This is a genomic window from Mycobacterium sp. 134 (assembly GCF_048282715.1).
Lineage (GTDB): Bacteria > Actinomycetota > Actinomycetes > Mycobacteriales > Mycobacteriaceae > Mycobacterium > Mycobacterium septicum.
Window position 1 is genome coordinate 5,639,703 of record NZ_JBLVUN010000008.1, and the last position, 20,356, is coordinate 5,660,058.

General features: G+C 67.7%; 22 protein-coding genes. 10 read left to right on the forward strand and 12 right to left on the reverse strand.

Annotation, left to right across the window (positions count from 1 at the left end; genetic code table 11):
• Positions 1–58: 58 nt before the first annotated feature.
• A complete protein-coding gene (locus tag ACNQVK_RS31825) occupies positions 59–1,624 on the reverse strand; it encodes a long-chain-fatty-acid--CoA ligase (RefSeq protein ID WP_418032694.1) in 1,566 nt (521 codons plus the stop codon).
• 29 nt (positions 1,625–1,653) lie between these two features.
• A complete protein-coding gene (locus ACNQVK_RS31830) occupies positions 1,654–3,273 on the reverse strand; it encodes an amidohydrolase (protein WP_418032695.1) in 1,620 nt (539 codons plus the stop codon).
• 169 nt (positions 3,274–3,442) lie between these two features.
• Here ACNQVK_RS31830 and ACNQVK_RS31835 point away from each other — a divergent pair, with 169 nt between their 5' ends.
• The 5 genes from ACNQVK_RS31835 to ACNQVK_RS31855 all read left to right on the forward strand — a co-directional run bounded on the left by ACNQVK_RS31835 (position 3,443) and on the right by ACNQVK_RS31855 (position 8,225).
• A complete protein-coding gene (locus ACNQVK_RS31835; RefSeq protein ID WP_044515782.1) occupies positions 3,443–3,901 on the forward strand; it encodes a YciI family protein in 459 nt (152 codons plus the stop codon).
• 204 nt (positions 3,902–4,105) lie between these two features.
• Entirely contained in the window at positions 4,106–5,716 is a 1,611-nt protein-coding gene (gene fadD8, locus ACNQVK_RS31840; RefSeq protein WP_418032696.1) for a fatty-acid--CoA ligase FadD8, read from the forward strand.
• 72 nt (positions 5,717–5,788) lie between these two features.
• Entirely contained in the window at positions 5,789–7,054 is a 1,266-nt protein-coding gene (locus tag ACNQVK_RS31845) for an RNA polymerase sigma factor (protein ID WP_418032697.1), read from the forward strand.
• 22 nt (positions 7,055–7,076) lie between these two features.
• On the forward strand, positions 7,077–7,766 hold the full coding sequence (locus ACNQVK_RS31850; RefSeq protein ID WP_418032698.1) for an HAD family hydrolase: 690 nt from the start codon (positions 7,077–7,079) through the stop codon (positions 7,764–7,766).
• Positions 7,767–7,775: 9 nt separating this feature from the next.
• Entirely contained in the window at positions 7,776–8,225 is a 450-nt protein-coding gene (locus ACNQVK_RS31855; RefSeq protein WP_418032699.1) for a nitroreductase family deazaflavin-dependent oxidoreductase, read from the forward strand.
• A 6-nt stretch (positions 8,226–8,231) separates the two neighbouring features.
• Here the strand turns inward: ACNQVK_RS31855 and ACNQVK_RS31860 are convergent, their stop codons facing one another.
• The gene (locus ACNQVK_RS31860; protein WP_273733150.1) at positions 8,232–8,510 is read right to left on the reverse strand and encodes a hypothetical protein; all 279 of its coding nucleotides are present in this window, start codon (positions 8,508–8,510) and stop codon (positions 8,232–8,234) included.
• Between the two features lie 110 nt (positions 8,511–8,620).
• Here ACNQVK_RS31860 and ACNQVK_RS31865 point away from each other — a divergent pair, with 110 nt between their 5' ends.
• On the forward strand, positions 8,621–9,538 hold the full coding sequence (locus ACNQVK_RS31865; RefSeq protein WP_418032700.1) for a 1,4-dihydroxy-2-naphthoyl-CoA synthase: 918 nt from the start codon (positions 8,621–8,623) through the stop codon (positions 9,536–9,538).
• Positions 9,539–9,596: 58 nt separating this feature from the next.
• On the opposite strand, the gene ACNQVK_RS31870 is transcribed toward ACNQVK_RS31865, so the two are convergent.
• Entirely contained in the window at positions 9,597–10,091 is a 495-nt protein-coding gene (locus ACNQVK_RS31870; protein ID WP_418032701.1) for a pyridoxamine 5'-phosphate oxidase family protein, read from the reverse strand.
• A gap of 65 nt (positions 10,092–10,156) precedes the next feature.
• Between ACNQVK_RS31870 and ACNQVK_RS31875 the strand changes: the two genes are divergently transcribed.
• Positions 10,157–11,026 (forward strand): SDR family oxidoreductase, encoded by an 870-nt coding sequence (locus tag ACNQVK_RS31875; RefSeq protein ID WP_418032702.1) that lies wholly within the window; start codon positions 10,157–10,159, stop codon positions 11,024–11,026.
• Here ACNQVK_RS31875 and ACNQVK_RS31880 read toward each other — a convergent pair whose 3' ends face one another.
• The 5 genes from ACNQVK_RS31880 to ACNQVK_RS31900 form a co-directional block, all read right to left on the reverse strand.
• The gene (locus ACNQVK_RS31880; protein ID WP_418032703.1) at positions 11,027–11,869 is read right to left on the reverse strand and encodes a polysaccharide deacetylase family protein; all 843 of its coding nucleotides are present in this window, start codon (positions 11,867–11,869) and stop codon (positions 11,027–11,029) included.
• Entirely contained in the window at positions 11,862–12,776 is a 915-nt protein-coding gene (gene speB, locus ACNQVK_RS31885) for an agmatinase (RefSeq protein ID WP_418034451.1), read from the reverse strand. Before speB ends, ACNQVK_RS31880 begins: the two co-directional genes overlap by 8 nt.
• Positions 12,777–12,855: 79 nt before the next feature.
• The gene (locus ACNQVK_RS31890; RefSeq protein ID WP_418032704.1) at positions 12,856–13,617 is read right to left on the reverse strand and encodes an SDR family NAD(P)-dependent oxidoreductase; all 762 of its coding nucleotides are present in this window, start codon (positions 13,615–13,617) and stop codon (positions 12,856–12,858) included.
• On the reverse strand, positions 13,614–14,342 hold the full coding sequence (locus tag ACNQVK_RS31895) for an SDR family NAD(P)-dependent oxidoreductase (RefSeq protein ID WP_418032705.1): 729 nt from the start codon (positions 14,340–14,342) through the stop codon (positions 13,614–13,616). The genes ACNQVK_RS31890 and ACNQVK_RS31895 overlap by 4 nt, the downstream gene beginning before the upstream one ends.
• Positions 14,305–15,801: an APC family permease gene (locus tag ACNQVK_RS31900; protein WP_418032706.1), complete on the reverse strand. Its 1,497-nt coding sequence runs from the start codon at positions 15,799–15,801 to the stop codon at positions 14,305–14,307. Before ACNQVK_RS31900 ends, ACNQVK_RS31895 begins: the two co-directional genes overlap by 38 nt.
• A 165-nt stretch (positions 15,802–15,966) precedes the next feature.
• On the opposite strand from ACNQVK_RS31900, the gene ACNQVK_RS31905 reads away from it, so the two are divergent.
• Together ACNQVK_RS31905 and ACNQVK_RS31910 are read left to right on the forward strand one after the other, a co-directional pair.
• Entirely contained in the window at positions 15,967–17,343 is a 1,377-nt protein-coding gene (locus ACNQVK_RS31905; protein WP_418032707.1) for a PucR family transcriptional regulator, read from the forward strand.
• 48 nt (positions 17,344–17,391) lie between these two features.
• Positions 17,392–17,775, forward strand: a complete 384-nt coding sequence (locus tag ACNQVK_RS31910; RefSeq protein WP_211157488.1) for a VOC family protein — start codon at positions 17,392–17,394, stop codon at positions 17,773–17,775.
• Positions 17,776–17,821: 46 nt separating this feature from the next.
• Here ACNQVK_RS31910 and ACNQVK_RS31915 read toward each other — a convergent pair whose 3' ends face one another.
• Genes ACNQVK_RS31915 through ACNQVK_RS31925 form a run of 3 tightly spaced genes read right to left on the reverse strand, consistent with a single transcriptional unit; the run spans position 17,822 to position 19,705 of the window.
• Entirely contained in the window at positions 17,822–18,130 is a 309-nt protein-coding gene (locus ACNQVK_RS31915; RefSeq protein WP_409551324.1) for a DUF3349 domain-containing protein, read from the reverse strand.
• An 8-nt stretch (positions 18,131–18,138) separates the two neighbouring features.
• Positions 18,139–18,423: a hypothetical protein gene (locus ACNQVK_RS31920; RefSeq protein ID WP_409551323.1), complete on the reverse strand. Its 285-nt coding sequence runs from the start codon at positions 18,421–18,423 to the stop codon at positions 18,139–18,141.
• A gap of 25 nt (positions 18,424–18,448) precedes the next feature.
• Positions 18,449–19,705 (reverse strand): anion permease, encoded by a 1,257-nt coding sequence (locus ACNQVK_RS31925; protein ID WP_418032708.1) that lies wholly within the window; start codon positions 19,703–19,705, stop codon positions 18,449–18,451.
• A gap of 265 nt (positions 19,706–19,970) precedes the next feature.
• Here ACNQVK_RS31925 and ACNQVK_RS31930 point away from each other — a divergent pair, with 265 nt between their 5' ends.
• Positions 19,971–20,333 carry a DUF3349 domain-containing protein gene (locus ACNQVK_RS31930; RefSeq protein ID WP_418032709.1) on the forward strand — a complete coding sequence of 121 codons (363 nt, stop codon included), beginning with the start codon at positions 19,971–19,973 and terminating at the stop codon, positions 20,331–20,333.
• Positions 20,334–20,356: the final 23 nt, after the last annotated feature.

The window sequence follows — 20,356 nt, forward strand, 5'->3', positions numbered from 1 at the left end:
ATGCGCCCGAAACTACTCCGGTCGGAACGGGAAATGAAGAGCAGCGGGTGGCCGATTCCTACACCGTGGCGCGATCGCGGCCCTCCCAGTACGGCTTGCGCAGATCCTTTTTGAGGATCTTGCCGGTGGGGTTGCGAGGCAACTCGTCGACGAAATCGACCGACTTGGGACACTTGTAGGCCGCCAGATGCTCCCGGGCGAACGCGATCAGGTCCCGTTCGGTGACCTCCCCGTCCAGTGTCACAACGGCTTTCACCGACTCGCCCCATTTTTCGTCGGGCACGCCGATCACCGCGACCTCGGTGACCGCGGGATGTTCGCCCAGCACGCGCTCGACCTCGATCGAGTAGATGTTCTCCCCGCCCGAGATGATCATGTCCTTGAGCCGGTCCTCGACGAAGATGTACCCGCCGTCGTCGACGCGGCCGATGTCGCCGGTACGGAACCAGCCATCGGGCGTGATGGACTCCGCCGTGGCCTCCGGCCGGTTGAGATACCCCTTCATCAATTGCGGTGAGCGGAACCATAATTCGCCCTGCTCGCCTACGGGAACGTCGGCACCGGTGTCCGGGTCGACCACCCTGACCTCGCTGCCGGGGACGACGGTGCCCGCACTCATGAGCCGCGCTTCACTCGCCCCGCGGTGATCGTCGGGGCCCAGTCGGCTGATCGCGCCGGACACCTCCGTGAGCCCGTAGACCTGGATGAACTCCGTTTCCGGCCACGCCTGCAACGCGGAACGCAACAGCGGCAAGGGCATTGGGGACGCACCATAGGCGAAGGTCTTCAGCGCTCCGAACAACTTCACCGCGTCCTCGCCGGTGTCGAACACCTTGGCCAGCACAGCGGGTACGAGGAAGGTGCGATTGGCCCCGGCGAGAATTCCGCCGGCCAGCGCCATGCCGTCGACGTCACGCGTCATGTAGGACGGCGCCCCGTGGTGCAGCCCCCATTGCACGTACGACGACCCGCCGACATGGAACAGCGGCATGGCGACCAGGCTCTTGTCCCCGGCGCTGAGCGTCCAGCCCTCGAATGCGTTGAGGGTGTGGGAGATGACGTTGGTGTGGGTCAGCGCGATGCCCTTGGGCCGGCCGGTGGTGCCCGAGGAGTACATGATGATGCACGTGTCGTCGGGCTGTGCGTCCGGCGAATGGCCGGCCGGCGACGCCCCGGCGAGCAGCGCCTCGTACTCGTCCCCGTCGCCGCCCTCGGGAGTCACCGTGAGGATGTGCTCGACGGACGTGAGCCGATCGGCGATCGCGTCGATGCCCGGCCGGAGCTCCTCGCCGACCACCAGCACCTTGGCGCCGCAGTCGTTGAGCACGTAGTCCAACTCGTCGGCGGCGAGCCGGAAGTTGATGATGGCGTTGGCCGCGCCCAGCGACGCGGCCGCGAGCGTCATCTCCACGCACGCCGGGTGGTTCTTGTCGAGGAAGGCGACAACGTCACCATGGCCGACGCCCCACGCGCTCAGCGCGCCGGTCAGCCGCTGAATGCGGTCGTACCACTGCGACCAGGTCCAGGAGCGGCTGAGGTAGGTGATCGCCTCCTCGTCAGGTTTGGTCGCCGCCCAGTGGGCGACACGTTCGTCGAGAAACTGCGGAACCGGCAAATCTGACATTCCCAGAGCGTGCCACGGCGCGCGAGCCGTCAACCGGCTTTCGGATAAACCTGCCGCCCGGCCAGGAACGTGGCCCGTACCTCCAGGTCGGCGATGCTCTCCGGGGCTGTCGCGCGGGGGTCGGCCGAGATGATCACCAGGTCGGCGTACTTGCCGACCTCGAGCGATCCGATCACGTTGTCGGCGAACAACTGCCACGCCGCGTCGATCGTCTGCGCCCGGATCCCCTGCTCGACGGTTAGCCGCTCTTCGGGCGCCAGGACACGGCCGCTCGGCGCGGTCCGCGTGACGGCCACGCTGATGTTGCGCAGCGGCTCCTCCGGGGTGACCGGCGGATCGTTGTGCAGCGAGATCCGCATGCCCGTGGCGACGGCCGACCCGGCCGGCATCCACCGTCCGCCGTGCTCGGGCCCGAACAGCCCGTCGACGAGCACGTCGCCCCAGTAGTGCAGGTGGTCGACGAACAGACTGCAGGTGACGCCGAGGGCGTGCGCACGGTGCAACTGCTCGGGCGTGATGGCGCCGACGTGTTCCAGCCGCAGCCGGTGATCGTCACGGGGATGGGCGCGCAGAACCTCTTCGTAGACGTCCAGGATGGTGTCCACCCCGGCGTCGCCGTGCACGTGGCAGGCCAGCTGCCAGCCCTGCGGAAAGAACGTGCCGACGATCTCGGAGAGTTGCTCCTTGGTGTAGTTGGCGTGCCCGCAGGAGCCGGGCACCACCCCGATGGTCCGGGTGGCGTCGGTATCCAGGTACGGGAACGTCAGGTCGATGTTGCCGATCCACGGTGACCCGTCGACCCAGATCTTGATGCCGACCTGGCGGACGATGTCGTCGCCCTCGGACGGGGTGGCCTCGGTGTGCAGGTCCGCGGTGGACATCTCGTAGGTCCGCAGTCGCACCGTCAGCTGGTCGTGCAGCTGCGCGAGCAGCGGCCGGAACATCGGATCGAACGCCATCTCCGAGCAGGTGGTCAGCCCCGCGCGGTTCAGCCGCGCACATTCGGCGGCCAGCATCGCCGGATAGTCGGTCACCGAGATGGCATCGCCCATCAGCGGGAACACCGCTCCGGTCTCCTCGGCCGTGCCGTCGAGGTTGCCGTCGGCGTCACGGCCGTACTTGGCGCCCTTGGGATCCGGAGTGTCTCTCGTCAGCCCGGCCCGGCGCGCCGCCGCGGAGTTGAAGTACGCCTTGTGGCCCGAGTTGTGCACGATCACCAGCGGGGTGTCGGGTGCGACGGTGTCCAGCCAGGACAGGGTGGGCTCGGGCAACCCCTGCTGCAGCAGCGGATCCCAGCCGTTCAGGAACGCGCCGTCGGCCCCGCGTTCGGCCACCTCGGCCTCGACCGCGCCGAGTACCGCGTCGGCGCTCGCCAAGGTGACCGGGCGGATGTCGACGATGCGGCCGGACAACGCCACCGCCTCCATCAACGGATGACCGTGCGCCTCAACGAAACCCGGCATGACGCAGCCGTCAACCTCGCGGACGTCGGTGCCGGGGCCGACCCAGGCGGCCACTTCGGACCGGGACCCGACCGCGACGACGCGACCGCCGGACACCGCGATCGCCTCCGCGGTCGGTTGTGCGGGGTCGACGGTGAGGATGGTTCCGTAGAGGACGAGATCAGCTGACGTGGCAGGGCTGGTCATGCTCGGATGCTAGAGCGTGGTGAGGTTTGCCCGGGTAGGTCCCTGAAAGAACTTCGAAAAGTTTTCGGGCGCCGTGTCGATTTTGGTGAGGTGCCGTTCGACGTAGTAACGAGGGCCACCGCTCAAGAAGAATGGACGGGCCCTTCCCGACACCAGAAGGAGACACACAATGTCGCGCTACATGCTGATCATGCGGTCCACCCCCGAAGCCGAGACCGCGATGGCCGAGCAGAACATCGACTTCGACGAGATCATCGCGTCGATGGGCCGGTACAACGAAGAGCTCATCAAGGCCGGCGTGCTGCTGGCCGGCGAGGGATTGACCGACCCCGACGAGGGCTTCGTCGTCGATTTCAACGCCGATCCCCCGGTGGTCACCGACGGTCCCTATACCGAGGCCAAGGAACTGTTCAACGGGTTCTGGATCCTGGATGTGTCCTCCAAGGAGGAGGCCAAGCAGTGGGCGCGGAAATGCCCGCTGGGCTGCGGCGTGAAGCTGGAGGTCCGCCGGGTCAGCGAAACCGATGAGTTCCCGCAGGACAACGAGTGGGTTCAGAAGGAGATCCAGTGGAAGGCCGAGCTGGCCGAGAAGCTGGCCCAGCAGGCGCGTGCGGCCGCCAATCGCTGATCGGGGCACAGGCCCCGGCGGTCCCTAACCCGCCGGGGCCCGGCTCCACCCCCACACCTGCACATTAGGCAGCGCCTGCAGGGCCGACACGAGTACTGCGCTACCTGTATTTCGACCCGTATATCGGCCCTCGGTGACCTCGTGTTACACCGACATCGGGGGATCGGCTCCACGCTTTCTGGAACACGTTCTAATCTGGACCCCATGAGTGATGCGCTGCTGCACCATCCCATCCATTCCGGCCACCTCACGGTCGGCGCGCTCAAGCGCAACAAAGACAAGCCGGTGCTGTTCCTCGGCGACACCACCCTGACCGGTGGTGAGCTCGCGGAACGCATCAGCCAGTACATTCAGGCCTTCGAAGCGCTCGGCGCGGGCACCGGCGAAGGCGTCGGCCTGCTGTCGCTGAATCGCCCTGAGGTGCTGATGATCATCGGCGCCGGCCAGACCCAGGGCTACCGTCGCACCGCACTACACCCTCTCGGTTCGCTGGACGACCACGCGTACGTGCTGTCCGATGCCGAGGTGACCACCCTCATCATCGACCCAACGCCTGCGTTCGTGGAGCGGGCGCTTGGGTTGCTGGAGAAGGTGCCGTCGCTGCGACAGGTGCTGACCATCGGCCCGGTGCCCGAGGCCCTGACCGCCTCCACCGCCTCGGTCTCCGACCTCACGGCCGAGGCCGCCAAGTACCCGCCGGTGCCCCTGGTGGCCGCCGAACTGGCTCCCGACCACGTCGGCGGGCTGACCTACACCGGCGGCACCACCGGTAAGCCCAAGGGCGTGATGGGCACGGTGCGCTCGATCTCCACGATGACGACCATTCAGCTCGCCGAGTGGGAGTGGCCCGAGAATCCGCGCTTCCTGATGTGCACCCCGCTGTCGCATGCCGGCGCGGCCTTCTTCACACCGACCATCGTCAAGGGCGGTGAACTGGTGGTGCTGACCAAGTTCGACCCGGCCGAGGTGCTGCGGGTGATCGAGGAACAGCGCATCACCGCGACCATGCTCGTGCCGTCGATGATCTACGCGCTGATGGACCACCCGGACTCGCACACCCGCGACCTGTCCTCGCTGGAGACCGTGTACTACGGCGCCTCCGCGATGAACCCCGTGCGACTGGCCGAGGCACTCAAGCGCTTCGGGCCGATCTTCGCGCAGTACTACGGCCAGTCCGAGGCGCCGATGGTGATCTCGTACCTGGGCAAGAAGGACCACGACGAGAAGCGGCTGACCTCCTGCGGGCGGCCCACGCTGTTCGCCAGGACCGCGCTGCTGGACGCCGAGGGCAACCCAGTCCCCAAGGGCGAGGTCGGCGAGATCTGCGTGTCCGGACCGCTGCTGGCCGGCGGCTACTGGAAGCTCGAGGACGCCACCTCGGAGACTTTCCGCGACGGCTGGCTGCACACCGGCGACATGGCCCGCGAGGACGAGGACGGTTACTGGTTCATCGTCGACCGGGTCAAGGACATGATCGTCACCGGCGGATTCAACGTGTTCCCGCGTGAGGTGGAAGACGTTGTGGCCGAACATCCCTCGGTGGCGCAGGTGTGCGTGATCGGCACCCCCGACGAGAAGTGGGGCGAGGCCGTGACCGCGGTGATCGTGCTGCGCCCCGACGCCGCGTCCGACGACGAGGCGGTGGCCAAGGTGACCGCCGAGATCCAAACGGCCGTCAAGGACCGCAAGGGCTCGGTGCAGTCGCCCAAGCAGGTGATCGTCGTCGACTCCGTTCCGGTGACCGCACTCGGCAAGCCCGACAAGAAGGCCGTCCGGGCCCAGTTCTGGGAGGGCGCTGCCCGCGCGATCGGCTGATTTCTCTGACGCTTTTGTCACGCTGGGGTGGCTCTCGTAGTTGAGTGCCACCCCAGCGTGACGCTCGGCAGAATGGGTGAGGTGCCCGACACCCCGGCGACCGCTGCCGACCTGCAGAAGACACTCGACGCGGTGTGGCGGATGGAGGCGGCCAAGATCCTGGCCACGCTGACCCGCGCGGTCGGCGATGTGGCCCTGGCCGAGGATCTGGCCTCCGAAGCCCTGCTCGACGCGCTCACCCAATGGCCGCAGACCGGCGTGCCGCGCAACCCCGGAGCCTGGCTGACCACGGTGGCCAAACGAAACGCCATCGACCACTGGCGGCGCGCGGAGAACCTCGACGCCAAGTACGCCGTGCTGGCCCGCGATCTGGCCGACCACGTCGAGGAGGCCTGGGATCCCGACCGGATCGACGACGACGTGCTGCGGCTGATCTTCATCGCCGCCCACCCGGTGTTGTCCCGCGAGGCCCAGATCGCGCTGACGCTGCGCATGGTCGGCGGGTTGAGCACCGACGAGATCGCCCGGGCCTTCCTCATCTCCACCGCCACCGCGGCCGCCCGCATCACCCGGGCCAAAAAGGCCCTGACCCAGGCCAATCCGCCGTTCGAGGTGCCGCCCCGCGACGAGTACCCGCAGCGGCTGTCGGCCGTGCTGTCGGTCATCTACCTGATCTACAACGAGGGCTACTCGGCGTCCTTCGGGCAGCGCTGGATCCGAGACGAATTGTGCACCGAAGCACTGCGATTGGGTCGTGGGCTGGCCGCGCTGGTGCCCGACGAACCCGAGGTCGACGGCTTGCTGGCGCTCATGGAGTTCCAGTCCTCGCGCTTTGCGGCGCGCACCGACGCCGACGGCCGGCCCATCCTGCTGGAGGACCAGAACCGGGCCCGCTGGGACCGGGCCCAGATCCGACGCGGCGTCGCCGCCCTCGAGCGATCCAGTGCCGCACGGCAGCAACGGGGTTGGGGTCCGTATGCGCTACAGGCCGCGCTCGCCGAGTGCCACGCGGTGGCCCCGACGGCAACCGACACCGACTGGACCCGCATCGTCGCGCTCTATGACGCCCTGCTTCAGATCACGCCGTCGGCCGTGGTGCAGCTCAACCGCGCGGTGGCCGTCGCGATGCGCTCGGGCCCGCAGGAGGCCCTGACGCTCGTCGACGGCATCGAGGGCCTGGACGGCTCCTATCTACTGCCGAGCGTCCGCGGCGAACTGTTGTCCCGACTCGGCCGGCACCGCGACGCCGCCGAGGAGTTCGACCGGGCCGCGGCCCTGTCCGACAACGAACGCGAGCGACAGGTGCTGGTGGACAAGGCAATCCGCGAACGCAACTGATACCGGCCGGTCTCATGGCACCATGGCGGACATGGTGTCAGCCGTATTGTTCGATTACTCCGGGACGCTGTTCCGCCTCGAGGAGGACGACAGCTGGTTCGCCGGGATGGCCGTCGACGAACGCGCGGTCGACGGACACGTGCAGGCCGAGTTGATGCGCCGGCTCACCGCCCCGACCGGCCGGTCCGTGTCGATGACCGACGAGCAATACCGGGCCTGGGCCAATCGCGACCTGGCCCCGCACCTGCACCGGGAGGCCTACCTGCATGTGTTGCGGGAGTCCGGGCTGGCCGACCACCACGCCCAGGCGTTGTACGACCGGGTGATCGATCCGGCCAGCTGGACCGCATACCCCGACACCGCGCGCGTGTTCAAAAACCTGCAAGCACAAGGGATCCGGACCGCCGTCGTCTCCAACATCGCGTTCGACGTGCGGCCGGCGTTCACGGCGATCGGCGCCGCCGCGCACGTCGACGAGTTCGTGCTGTCCTTCGAGGTCGGTGCCATCAAACCCGACCCGGCGATCTTCACCACTGCACTCGACGGCCTTGGAGTGGCTGCCCAGGACGCGTTGATGGTCGGCGACAGCGAGGAGGCCGACGGCGGTGCCCGCGCAGTGGGCTGCCAGTTCGCGCTCGTCGACCCGCTGCCCACCGCAGAGCGCCCCGACGGGCTGATCGCGGCCCTGCAGAGCGTCGGCATCCGCGCCTAGGGTGGAGCCATGGCTGACGACCGCATCCGGCCGCCGTGGTGGCTGAAGTACGTCAACAGGGTGATGATCGGGCTGAACAAGCTCGGCGTCGGCGGCGACAAGGGACCCGTGGTGCTGACGGTGCCCGGGCGCAAGTCCGGGAAACCGCGCTCGACGCCGGTCACCCCGATGACCGTCGACGGCCACCGCTACATCGTGGCCGGGCTGCCCGGCGGCGACTGGGCGGCCAACGCCCGCGCCGCCGGACAGGCCACGGTGCACCAGGGCCGCAGCGACCAGCGGGTGCGCGTGGTGGAGATCCCGGTCGAACAGGCCCGGCCGCTGCTACGTCAGTTCCCGATCCTGGTCCCGACCGGTGTGGGATTCATGCGCAACGCCGGACTGGTGACCGGGCCCCATCCCGACGAATTCGAGGCCCTGGCCGGGCGCTGCCCGGTGTTCCGGCTGGACCCGGTCTAGCCGCACTCAGCTCAGGTGCGGGGCTTCCTTGATCTTGGAGTCCTGCTTGCCGACCGTCTGGCAGAAGGTCTGCACCGCCAACCGGGTTCCGGTGATCTCCAGCTGCGCCGCATCGGTGCCCTTTTCGTCCTTGAGCATCTTGGCGACCGCGTCGTTCTGCGTCTTCTCGTCCTGACCGATGAAGTCCTTGCACTTGGTGTCACCACCGGTGATCGCAGGCGAGCATCCGACGAGCACCAAGCCCGTAGCCAGTCCCGACAACAACACACTCACTGAGCGCTTCATCGTGGTCCCCTCTGATCTGGTGATGCGCGGTACGCATCATCGCGCCGACTTTCGTACCCAGCGACGGTACCTGTGAAACCTCTGGATTCGTTCGCTCTACAGTCGATCACGTGAGTGCAGACAACCCGTTCGACCCGACAGTCTGGGAGCCGGTGCCCGGCTTCGACGATCTGACCGACATCACGTACCACCGCCACGTCGCGGACGGTGCGCGGCAGCCCACGGTCCGGGTCGCGTTCGACCGGCCCGAGGTGCGCAACGCCTTCCGGCCCCACACCGTCGACGAGCTGTACCGCGTCCTCGACCACGCCCGGATGTCCCCTGACGTCGGCGTGGTGCTGCTGACCGGCAACGGCCCGTCGGCCAAGGACGGCGGCTGGGCGTTCTGCTCCGGTGGCGACCAGCGCATCCGCGGCAGGTCCGGCTATCAGTACGCGGACGGCGAAACCGCCGAGACGGTCGATCCGGCGCGGGCCGGAAGGCTGCACATCCTCGAGGTGCAGCGACTCATCCGATTCATGCCGAAGGTGGTGATCTGCCTGGTCAACGGTTGGGCGGCCGGCGGCGGACACAGCCTGCACGTCACGTGTGACCTGACCCTGGCCAGCCGCCAGCACGCCCGGTTCAAGCAGACCGACGCCGACGTGGGCAGCTTCGACGGCGGATTCGGCAGCGCATACCTGGCCCGCCAGACGGGGCAGAAGTTCGCCCGCGAGATCTTCTTCCTGGGCCGCGCCTACGACGCCGAGACCATGTATCAGATGGGCGCGGTGAACGACGTCGTCGACCACGCCGAACTGGAATCCGTCGGCCTGCAGTGGGCCGCCGAGATCAACGGCAAGTCGCCGCAGGCGATCCGGATGCTCAAGTTCTCGTTCAACCTGATCGACGACGGCCTGGTGGGCCAGCAGGTGTTCGCCGGGGAGGCCACCCGGTTGGCCTACATGACCGACGAGGCCGTCGAGGGCCGCGACGCGTTCCTGCAGAAGCGCGATCCGGACTGGAGCGGTTTCCCGCGCTACTTCTAGAGCGATTTGTGCACGATTGCCCGCGCTGACCGCCGGTAATCGTGCACAAATCGCTGGGTTAGAACCGGAAACCGGTCTGGCCATGCGGTGACTTCGCGAACGCGATCACCTTGGCCGGGGTCACCTCGAAGACGATCGCGGCCTCGCCCTGTGGGTCGAAAACCTCGTCGTCGCAATCGAAATCCCAGTCATCGCCGTACTTGCTCCGATAGGCGCCGGCCAGACCCGTCAACCGCTGCCGGCCCGTCACGCGCGCGGCCGTGCCCTCCACGACGATGTCGAGGCCGGCGTTCCAGGTGTTGGTGCCGGTGGTGACGGCGACGGCCGCCCCGTGCTGCAGGTTGCGGAACTTCTGTTCGGTGGGCCCGGTGCAGAACACGAACGCGTCATCGGCCCAGACCCCGACCAGCGGGGTCACGTGTGGACGTCCGTCGCCGCGGACAGTGGTCAGCCAGTACAGCTCGGCGGCGCCGAGAACGGCCGCGGCGGACTCCCAACTCGTCGCTTCGGTGGCCTCGCTGAAGCGCTGGTCAAGCTTGCCGGTGATGGTCATAGCGATATCGACTCGGGAAGTGACCACAAGTCATCGCGGAAATATAGGTCTCCTAAACTCACCGCATGAGCAAGAACCCGATGCGCCGGCTGTCCGAACAGCTGTTGCTGACCAGCATGCGTCCGCCGCTGACCGAACGGCTGCAGGCCCGGGGCGATGTCGACGTCGCAGGCAAGCGGATCCTGCTGACAGGCGCTTCTTCGGGCATCGGTGAGGCCGCGGCCGAGAAGTTCGCCGCGAAGGGGGCCACCGTCATCGCGGTGGCCCGCCGTCAGGAACTACTCGACGACCTGGTCGGGCGGATCACCGCCAAGGGAGGCGACGCCCGCGCCCACGCGGTGGACCTGTCCGACCTGGACGCCATCGACGAACTGGTCGCCACCGTGGAACGGGATCTGGGCGGTGTCGACATCCTGATCAACAACGCCGGCCGGTCGATCCGGCGCCCGCTGGCCGAATCGCTGGACCGCTGGCACGACGTCGAGCGCACCATGACGCTCAACTACTACTCGCCGCTGCGGCTCATCCGCGGCCTGGCCCCGGGCATGCGCGAGCGCCGCGACGGGCACATCATCAACGTTGCCACCTGGGGCGTGATGAACGAATCCTCGCCGCTGTTCGCGGTGTACAACGCCTCCAAGGCCGCCCTGGCCGCGGTCAGCCGGGTCATCGAGACCGAATGGGCCGCGGTCGGCGTGCATTCCACGACGCTGTACTACCCGTTGGTGAAGACCCCGATGATCGCCCCCACCCGGGCCTACGACGGGCTGCCCGGACTGTCGGCTGCCGAGGCCGCCGACTGGATGCTGACCGCGGCGCGCACCCGCCCGGTGCAGATCGCCCCGCGCATGGCCGTGACCGCCAAGGCACTCAACACCGTGGCCCCCGGGCTGGTCGACGCCGTGATGAAACGGCAACGGGTCCAGCCGGTCTGATCACGGTTTGGTGATGCTCCGCGGCTGCAGGCCGAGTGAGCGCACATGCTCGGCGATGGCCCCGAGGTTCGTGGTCCACACGTCGGTGTGCTCAAGCACGTACCGCATGAGGTCGTCGAGTTCGGCTGCCCGCGAAGCCCGTCCGGTCAGGAACGGGTGATTGGTGAGTACCCAGCAGGCCCCCACGCGGCGCAGCGCGTCGAACTCCAGTTGCCACAGTTCCCTTGCCTTGCGCGGGCTTTCGATCAGACCGGATCCGGAGATGTCGGGCAGATAGCAGTACTGCTCCCAGTCGTCGAGGGCCCACTGGATCGGGATCTCGACCAGGGAGCGGTCACCGACGGCCAGCTCATAGGGGCAGTCGGCGTCCATCAGGCTGGAGTCGTACAGGAATCCACGTTCGGCCAGCAGCGCCGGGGTGTGCCAGGACAGGTCCCACATGGGCGCGCGGTAGCCGACCGGCCGTACGCCGGCCACCTCGGCCAGCGCCTCCAGGCCGCGGTCCAGCGCGTCGATCTCCTCTTGCAGCGTCAGTGCAGTCGGTTGCTCGTGCAGGTAACCGTGGTGGGCGATCTCGTGTCCGGCCGCGGCGATCGCCCGCACCGCCTCGGGGTACCGGTGTGCGGTGTGACCGGGGACGAAGAATGTCGACGGAATCTGGTGGCGCTCCAGTAGTTCCAGGATCCGGGGAATTCCCACCAGCGGCCCGTAGGCCTGGTGGGACATCACGCTCATCCGCGCCGCGACGCCCTCGTTGCCCCACAGCACCGCCGACTCGGCATCCACATCGAAGGTGAACGCCGCCGCCGCCGTTTTGCCTTCCGGCCAGGAGAACTCAGGCATTGTCAGCCATCAGCGTAACCAGCTCGTAGGCCAGATTGGCCCCCGCCACGGCGGTGACGTCACCGCTGTCGTAGGCCGGGGCGACCTCCACCACGTCGGCACCGACGATCTGCAACCCGCGCATGGCACGCAGCACCGCCACCAACTCACGACTCGTCATGCCACCGATCTCGGGCGTTCCCGTGCCCGGCGCGAAGGCCGGGTCCAGCACGTCGATGTCGATCGACACGTACACCGGGTGGTCCCCCACCCGGTCGCGGATCCGCTCGATCACCCCGTCGACACCGATGCGGTCGATATCGCGGCAGTGGACCACCGTGAAGCCCAATGACTCGTCGTCGAGCAGGTCGGCGCGGTCGTAGAGCGAGCCGCGGATCCCGACGTGCGCCGAGTGGCCCTTGACGATCAGACCCTGTTCGGAAGCCCGGCGGAACGGGGTGCCGTGCGTGCAGGGCGCACCGAAGTAGGTATCCCAGGTGTCGAGGTGAGCGTCGAAGTGCACCAGCGCCACCGGGCCGTGGACCGCATGTATCGCCTGCAGTGCCGGCAGCGCGATGGTGTGGTCCCCGCCGAGGAGCACCACCCGCTGTCGCGGCGTGGTCAGCAGGCCGGCGATGCCCTCGCGCACCTGCTCCACCGCCGCTTCGATGTCGAACGGATTGGCCGCGATATCGCCGGCGTCGACCACCTGTGCCTGCGCGAACGGGCTCACGTCCAGCGCCGGGTGGTAGGGCTTGAGCAGACGCGAGGCCTGCCGGATCGCGGCCGGGCCGAACCGGGCACCCGGCCGGTAGGTGACGCCGGTGTCGAACGGCACCCCGACCACCGCGATGTCGTAGTCGGAGACCTCGTGGCGTTGCGGCAGCCGGGCAAAGGTGGCGATGCCCGCATACCGGGGCACCGCCATCGCATCGACCTGACCGACATTTCCCGACTCCGACCGCACATACGGCTGGCTTGCCACCTGTTTCCCTTCGTTCACCACGTCACGCCCTCGTCCGGGTCGCCCCGCCGTTACAGGCGATCACCTGCCCGACGACCGCCGACATCTCGAAGTCGGCCAGGAACTGCACCGCAGCCGCGATCTCGTCGACGGAACCGATACGCCCCAACGGAATCGACTCGGCGTAACGCTGATGCATATCCGTCAGTGCGATCCCCGCGGCATCGGCGTCGACCTGCAACTGCGGAGTCTCGGTCACCCCGGGCGCCACCGCATTGACGATGATCCCCTCCGGCGCCAACTCCCGCCCCAGCGTCTTGACCAACGAGATCAGCCCGGCCTTGGAGGCCGCGTAGGCCGTGGCCTCGGGCCAGCCCGTGACACCCCACTCGCTGGAGATCACGACGATGCGCCCGGCGCCGAGCCGACGCATGTGCGGCAGCACCGCCTGCACCAGATGGAACGTCCCGCCCAGATTCGTGTCCACGACCCGCCACCAGTCTGCCTCGTCGTGATCCAGCAGAGGGGCCATGGTCATGTAGGCATGATTGGCGACCAGCACGTCGAGCCTGCCCGCCGCGGCCACCACCGCATCTGCGATCTCGACACAGGTGACCGGGTCACTGACGTCGCCCGGCACAGCCAGGCCGCCGATCTCGGCAGCCAGCGCATCCAGCGCGGCACCGGCACGAATGTCGTTGACCGCGACCGTCGCTCCCGCCGACGCCAGCCGGCGAGCATGGGCTGCGCCCATGCCCTGCGCGGCCCCCGTGACCAGCACGACTCGACCCTGCAATGAGCTCATATCACCGCTCCCGCATTCACGTTGACGACGTCGCCGACGCTGAAGGTGGCATCGCACACCAGGTACTGCACACAACGCGCCACCTCAACCGGGGTGACCAGTCGCCGCAAGGGCAGAGTGGCCAGATAATCTGCTGCGCGCCAAGGGGAATCATCGGCAAGAAGTGGCGTGTCAGTCGGTCCGGGAGCCACCGCATTCACCCGCACGCCGCGATCGGCGACCTCGGCGGCCAGGCTGCGCACCAGACCGAGGATGGCGCCCTTGGCCGCGGCGTAGTGGGCGTCACCGTCACCGCCACCGACCGCCAGTTCACTGGCCACCGCGACAACCGCACCCGAGCCCCGGTCGAGCATGTCGGGCAGGCAGGCCCGGGAGGCGTGGAACAGCCCGCCCACGTGCACCCGCAGCATGCGCTGCCAGGCCTGGGCGCTGATCTGGCTCACCGGGGCCATCTCGTAGTACCCGGCCGAGGTCACCAGCGCGGCGATCGGACCGAGCTCCGCGCGGATCTCGGCCACCGCGCCGGCAACCGCGACGCCGTCGGAAACATCAGCCGAGACAGCGTGGTCCGCCCGGGTTTCACCGGAGAGGTCGATCGTTCCGATGGCGTAGCCGCGGTCGCGCAGCGCGGTGACAACGGCGGCGCCGATTCCACTGGCCCCACCCGTGACGACGGCGACAGGAGCCTCAGTCACCGGCCACCACCTTGACGTCGGCACGCTCATCGAGCATCTCGGCCCCGTCGATCACAGCGGCGCTCACGATCCGACTGCGCACACTGAGCAGGATCCCCAGGCCGATCACACCCAGCACCGCGAGCCCGATCCACACCGACCAGTCCAGGTAGCGCTGCTCGAAAACCGGCCTCGGCCAAGCGATGTTGAGGGTCTGCAGGATCGCCCACACCGCGGCCACGGCGGCGACGGGAACTGTGGCGCGGCCCAGGCTGAACGCACCGTCGGTCCAGCCGCGGCGGGCCAGGACCACCACGAACCCGATCAACGGGAACAGGAAGGCCAGATAGAAGCCGCCTGCGGTGAAATTGACCATGAGCGAATAGATGTCGCCGGCCACGATGCTGAGCAGGAACAGTGCCCCGCCGACGACCGTGGTGACCAGGATCGCCACCACCGGGATCCGGGCCCTGCCGCGCAGCCGGGCCAGCGCGGCCGAGGCCGGCAGTGCGCCGTCGCGAGCGTAGGCCCAGATCACGCGTGAGGCCGAGGTCTGCAGGGCCAGGAAGCTGGCCAGGAAGCCGATCACGAAGAGCACCTCGACCGGTTTGGCGATGCCGTGTCCCAATGCCGCCGTGAGAGTTTCGTACACCGGGTCGGCCACCGAACCCGATACCACCGCATCGAGATCCGGGATCGCCAGGATGATCGCCAAGCTCGAGTAGGCCACCACCAGCGCGATGAACCCCAGCGAGAAGAGCACCGCCTTGGGCAGATCCCGCCGCGGCTCATGCACCTCCTCGGCGATCGCGCCCGCACTTTCGAACCCGACGAACGAGAACCCGATGAAGGCCACCGCGATCAGGAACGGCCCGCTCAGGTAGCTCCAGGTATCCACCCCGGGACCGCCTCCGTCGAACAGCACCGACAACGAGTTGTTGCGGTGGAACACCAGCAGCCAGGTGCCCAGCCCGATGGAACCGATCACCTCGGCCACGATGCTGGCGGTCATGAACACCTTGAGCGCGCCGCGGCCGATCAGGTTGATCGCTGTCCCGCCGAGCAGGATCATCAGCGCGATGACGGCCCGCAGGCCCCCGGACGGAGATTCCACCCCGGCGATGTTGGCCACGAACCCGGCCGCACCCAGCGCCACCGTCGCCATCGCGATCACCAGCGTCCACATGTACACCCAGCCCGCGAACCAGCCGTACGACGTGCCCAGCAGCCGCCGCGACCACTGATATATGGAACCCTCCAACGGCCAGCGGGACACCAGCATCGCGAAGACCAGGGCCACCAGCAGCTGGCCGCCGAACACCAGCGCGAAGCCCCACCAGAAGCTCGGGCCGGCCGCGGCCAGTGCCAGACCGAAGATTCCGTAGAGCGCGACGATCGGCGAGATGAACGCGAAAGCGAAGGCGAACGCCGACCACAGCGAGAATTCGCGCCGTAGAACGTGGGGCCCGTCGGGGTCGTGCGCGGGCGCCGAGATCGGCGATGCAGTCATCGTGTGCTCCCTCTGACGTGGTTGCAGGAACTATCACGCCGCGGTGGTGCAACCGCCAAGCAATCGCGGCGAACACGCTGCAAACCCACTGTTTCCCCACGACGGCATTGGAGGATCCGACAATGCCCGCCCACACGGGTGTGACGTCGGCGTTACGCTCACCCCATGTCGGACCGCAGCGACGTCATACCGACCCTGCGCGATCTCCTCGAGTCACACCGAGGACTGCTCACCCCCGACGAACCCACCGGCGACCTGGACCGCCGGATCAGCTGGGTGCACACCACCGAGTTGCGGGACCCGTCGCGGTATCTACACGGTGGCGAGCTGGTCTGCTCAGTGGGCATCAGTCTGCAGACCGCCCAGGACTGCGCGGCATTCGTCGAATCGCTGACCCGGGCCGGGGCCGCCGGCCTGTGCTTCGGCATCGGCGATGTGCACGACACCGTCCCCGGCGCGCTGATCACCTCGGCCGCCCGCGACGGCCTGCCGATCCTCATCGCCCCTCCCAATGTTCCGTTCTCGTCGGTGAGCCGCTATGTCGCCGACTTCCAGGTCGGCGGTGAGATATCCGTCGCGCGGGCCACCAATTCGCTTATGCCCGAACTGCTTTCGTCACAACGGCGGCGCGATTCGGTGCGGCAGCTGCTGGATCGTGCAGGCGAGGTGCTGGGCGGCTACCTCCTGCTGGATCCTGATGAGGCATCCGAGGACACCGGCACCACCACCGTGGTCGACGGGCTGGGCGCCCTTGCCTGGGTGGGCAGCGGCGACCCGCCCGAAACCGCTGTGCTGCAGCTGATCGCGCGATTCGCCCAGGCCGCCCAAGGCGATCGCGACATCGAATCCGCGCTGACCCGCGAACGGGTCGGACAGTTGCTGTCGTTGATCGAACGTCGCATGCTGCTGCCCGACGCCCTCAATCAGCTGTTGGACTGGGAGGGGCTGAGCTCGCCCGAACTGACCTGCTCGGCCTGGCCGGCCGGGGCCGGCGCCGTGCTGTCGATGGCGTTTCCCGATGCCCTGGTCGGCGATGCACCCGAGGTCTGTCTGGTTCTTGAGGCCGGCGCCCGCGCTCAGGCCGCCACCGAACTCTCGATGCCGTCGGGGCACGCCGCAGCCGTACCGCTCGCCGAACTGGGGGCGGCGATCACCCAAGCCCGCATCGCCCTCGACCTGGCCCAGCAGCACGGCGGGAGCATCGGACCCGATCAACTGAGCACCTTCGACAGCCTGCTCGAGGGTTTGCCGCTGAGCCGGCTGGCCCCGTTCAAGAACCAACTCATCGACCCACTCGAGCGCCTGGACAACGACCGGGGCACCCAGCACGTGCGTACTCTTCGGGCCTTCCTGGCCACCAACGGGTCACTCATCGACACCGCCCGCGAACTGTTCCTGCACACCAACACCGTTCGTCACCGGCTGAGTCGCATCCACGAGATCACGGGACGTAACCCGATGAGTTTCGAGGACCAGGCCGCGTTCGCAATCGGATTGCGCGCCAGCGACCGCGCCCGCCGAATGCCTGGGCACCCTGTCTGACCCGTGTCGCGGATTCACCCCGGCGCCTGGCGGTGGTAGACAAGGGACATGGAAATCCTGGCCAGCCGGATGCTGATCCGGCCGGTCGACTACCCGGGATCCGTGGAGTTCTACCGCGACGGGATCGGTCTGGCCATCGCCCGCGAATACGGTGCGGGCACAGTCTTTTACGCGGGCCAGTCACTGATCGAGCTGGCCGGTCACCACAGCCCCACGGAGTCCGGGACGTTCCCCGGCGCGCTGTGGCTGCAGGTGCGCGACGTCTACGCCACCCAGGCCGAACTCGAAGGCCGGGGTGTGGCGATCGCCCGGGCCGCGACGCAAGAGCCGTGGGGTCTGCACGAGATGCACGTGACCGACCCCGACGGCATCACGCTGATCTTCGTCCAGGTGCCCGACACCCATCCGCTGCGCCGCGACACCCGGCAATGAAAATCCCCGGCCCGATCGAACTGGGCCGGGGATTTCTCGGGTGAAGTCAGCGCGCCGGTGTGGCCAACGGCCAGCCGACCGAAGCCAGCCGCGAGGCCACCTGCTGGATCTCTTCGGGATTCGGTTCCTTCTCGATGATCGACTGGACCGCGTCGCGAATCTCGTCCTCGGTCACCGGGGTATCACCGTCGTTGGCCCGCAGGATCGCCTGGGCGGCCTGAATCACCTCGTCCTCGGACAGCGAACGCTTGAGCAGCGCCAACAGTGCGAAGTAGTCCTTCGGCGGCACGCCCTCGGGGTAACCCTTGTGCAGCCACGTCAGCACGTTCTCCATGTAGCCGGCAGATTCGGTCATGTGTCAGCTCACTTACCCGGGATGAAGGGGACGGGGTTGAATCCGAAGTGGTGAATGATCGTGGTCTTGGTGATCCAGAGGATCGCGACGATGATCACCGCCGCGACGATGGCGAACAGCAGCAGACCGAGGGCCTTGAGCGCGGGGTTGGGCGCCACCACGGTGCCGTCCTCGTGCGTACCGCCGGCGCCGTTGGAGAAGGCCACCAGGCCTGTGGCGAACACCGCAGGCAGGCCGGCGCCGAGGATCAGCCCCACGACCAGCACCTTGAAGATGGATTCCAGATAAATCATCAGCAGATTCCTTAGTCAGATCCGGTCAGACTGCGGCTTTGTCAGTGCTGGGCTTGGCGGGCTTGGCAGCCTCGCGGATCTCCGCGGGCACAACCGAGTTGGTGGAGGAATCCCAATCGGCGTTGACGTTCTTGTGGTCGACCTTCTGCTGCTGGGCGCGCCACCACATGTAGCCGGACAGGGCGACCAGGATCAGGAAGATCAGGCCGTCACCGGCCAGCGCTGCCCCGGTGAGCGCCTCGACCCCGTGCGAGAGCCAGAAGGCCAGCGCGCCGACGAGACCGGCGGCGGGCAGGGTGATCAGCCATGCCATCGCCATGCGCCCGGCAACCGCCCAGCGCACCTCGGCGCCCGGCTTTCCGACGCCGCTGCCGAGGATCGAGCCCGTGGCGACGTGGGTGGTGGACAGCGCCATACCTGCGGCACTGGAGCTGAGGATGATTGCGGCCGAGGACGCTTCAGCCGCCAGGCCCTGCGGGGACTCGATCTCGACCAGGCCCTTGCCCAGGGTGCGGATGACGCGCCATCCGCCGATGTAGGTGCCGAGGCCGATGGCGAGGGCGCAGGAGGCGATGATCCAGAACGGCAGGCCGTTCTCCTTCACATCGCCGGTGAGGTGACCGGTGGTGATGAGGGCGAGCGCGATGACACCCATGGTCTTCTGAGCGTCATTCGTGCCGTGGGACAGGGCGACCAGCGAGGCGGTGGCGATCTGGCCCCAGCGGAAACCCTGCTCGCGACGCTTCTTCAGCACGTTGCGGGTGATGCGGTAGACCAGCCAGGTTCCGGCCGCCGCGACGAGGCAGGCGATGAACGGAGCGGCGATCGCGGGGATGAGCACCTTCTGAACGACGCCGGACCAGTTGACCCCGGCCAACCCGATGGCTGCCAGGCCGGCGCCGATCAGCCCGCCGAAGAGCGCATGCGACGAGCTGGACGGGATGCCGAAGAGCCAGGTCAGGAGGTTCCAGAGGATGCCGCCGATGAGGCCGGCGAAGATGATGGTGAGACCGGTCGAGGCATCGATACCCGACACCAGCGACCCCGTCTTGCTGTCCTGGATCTTGAGCACCGACGTGGTCACGGTCACGGCGACCTCGACCGAGAGGAACGCGCCGACCAGGTTGAGGACACCCGCAAGGATCACGGCGGTCTTCGGCTTCAACGCCCCGGTGGCGATCGACGTCGCCATCGCGTTTCCGGTGTCGTGAAAGCCGTTTGTGAAATCGAAGGCCAATGCTGTTGCTATCAGCAACACCAGAATGATCAGCTCAGCGCTCATGGCGGTAATTCTGTAGGACCATTGGCGATTTTGACCAGCCGGAAACTCCGCGCTGACCTGGGAATTCGGATACGCTACGGATGAGTTCACCCAGTGTTCATCTAGCCAACCCGGTTTGTTCGCCGGGCGGGTTTGCCGTTCCCTGCGCGGCCGATAAATTCACTGCGAGCCAGAGTCGGCTGGCACTACTACCATCAATGCGGTCCTCCGGCTCAAACTCGTATTGCCGGAGGAACCTCGCTCGGGTGCATCAGGAGTAGGCACAGTGAACGCTTTTCTCGCGAAGATCGCGGCCTGGCTGAATGCCGGGTACCCCGAGGGGGTGCCAGGACCAGACCGGGTGCCGCTGTTGGCGCTGCTGGCGCGGCGCCTGACCAACGACGAAGTCAAGGCCGTCGCACGGGATCTCATCGATCGCGGTGACTTCGATCACATCGACATCGGTGTGCTGATCACCCAGATCACCGACGAACTGCCCCGCGCAGAAGACGTCGAGCGGGTGCGCGAGCGACTGGCGGCCAAGGGGTGGCCGTTGGACGATCCGCGCGATGCCGAGGATGCCGGCGACGCCGACGATCCCATCGGCAACAACGGGGACGACCCGAAAGAGCCAGGGGGCCCGGCATAGCCGTCCTCCGCCCCATCACCGTC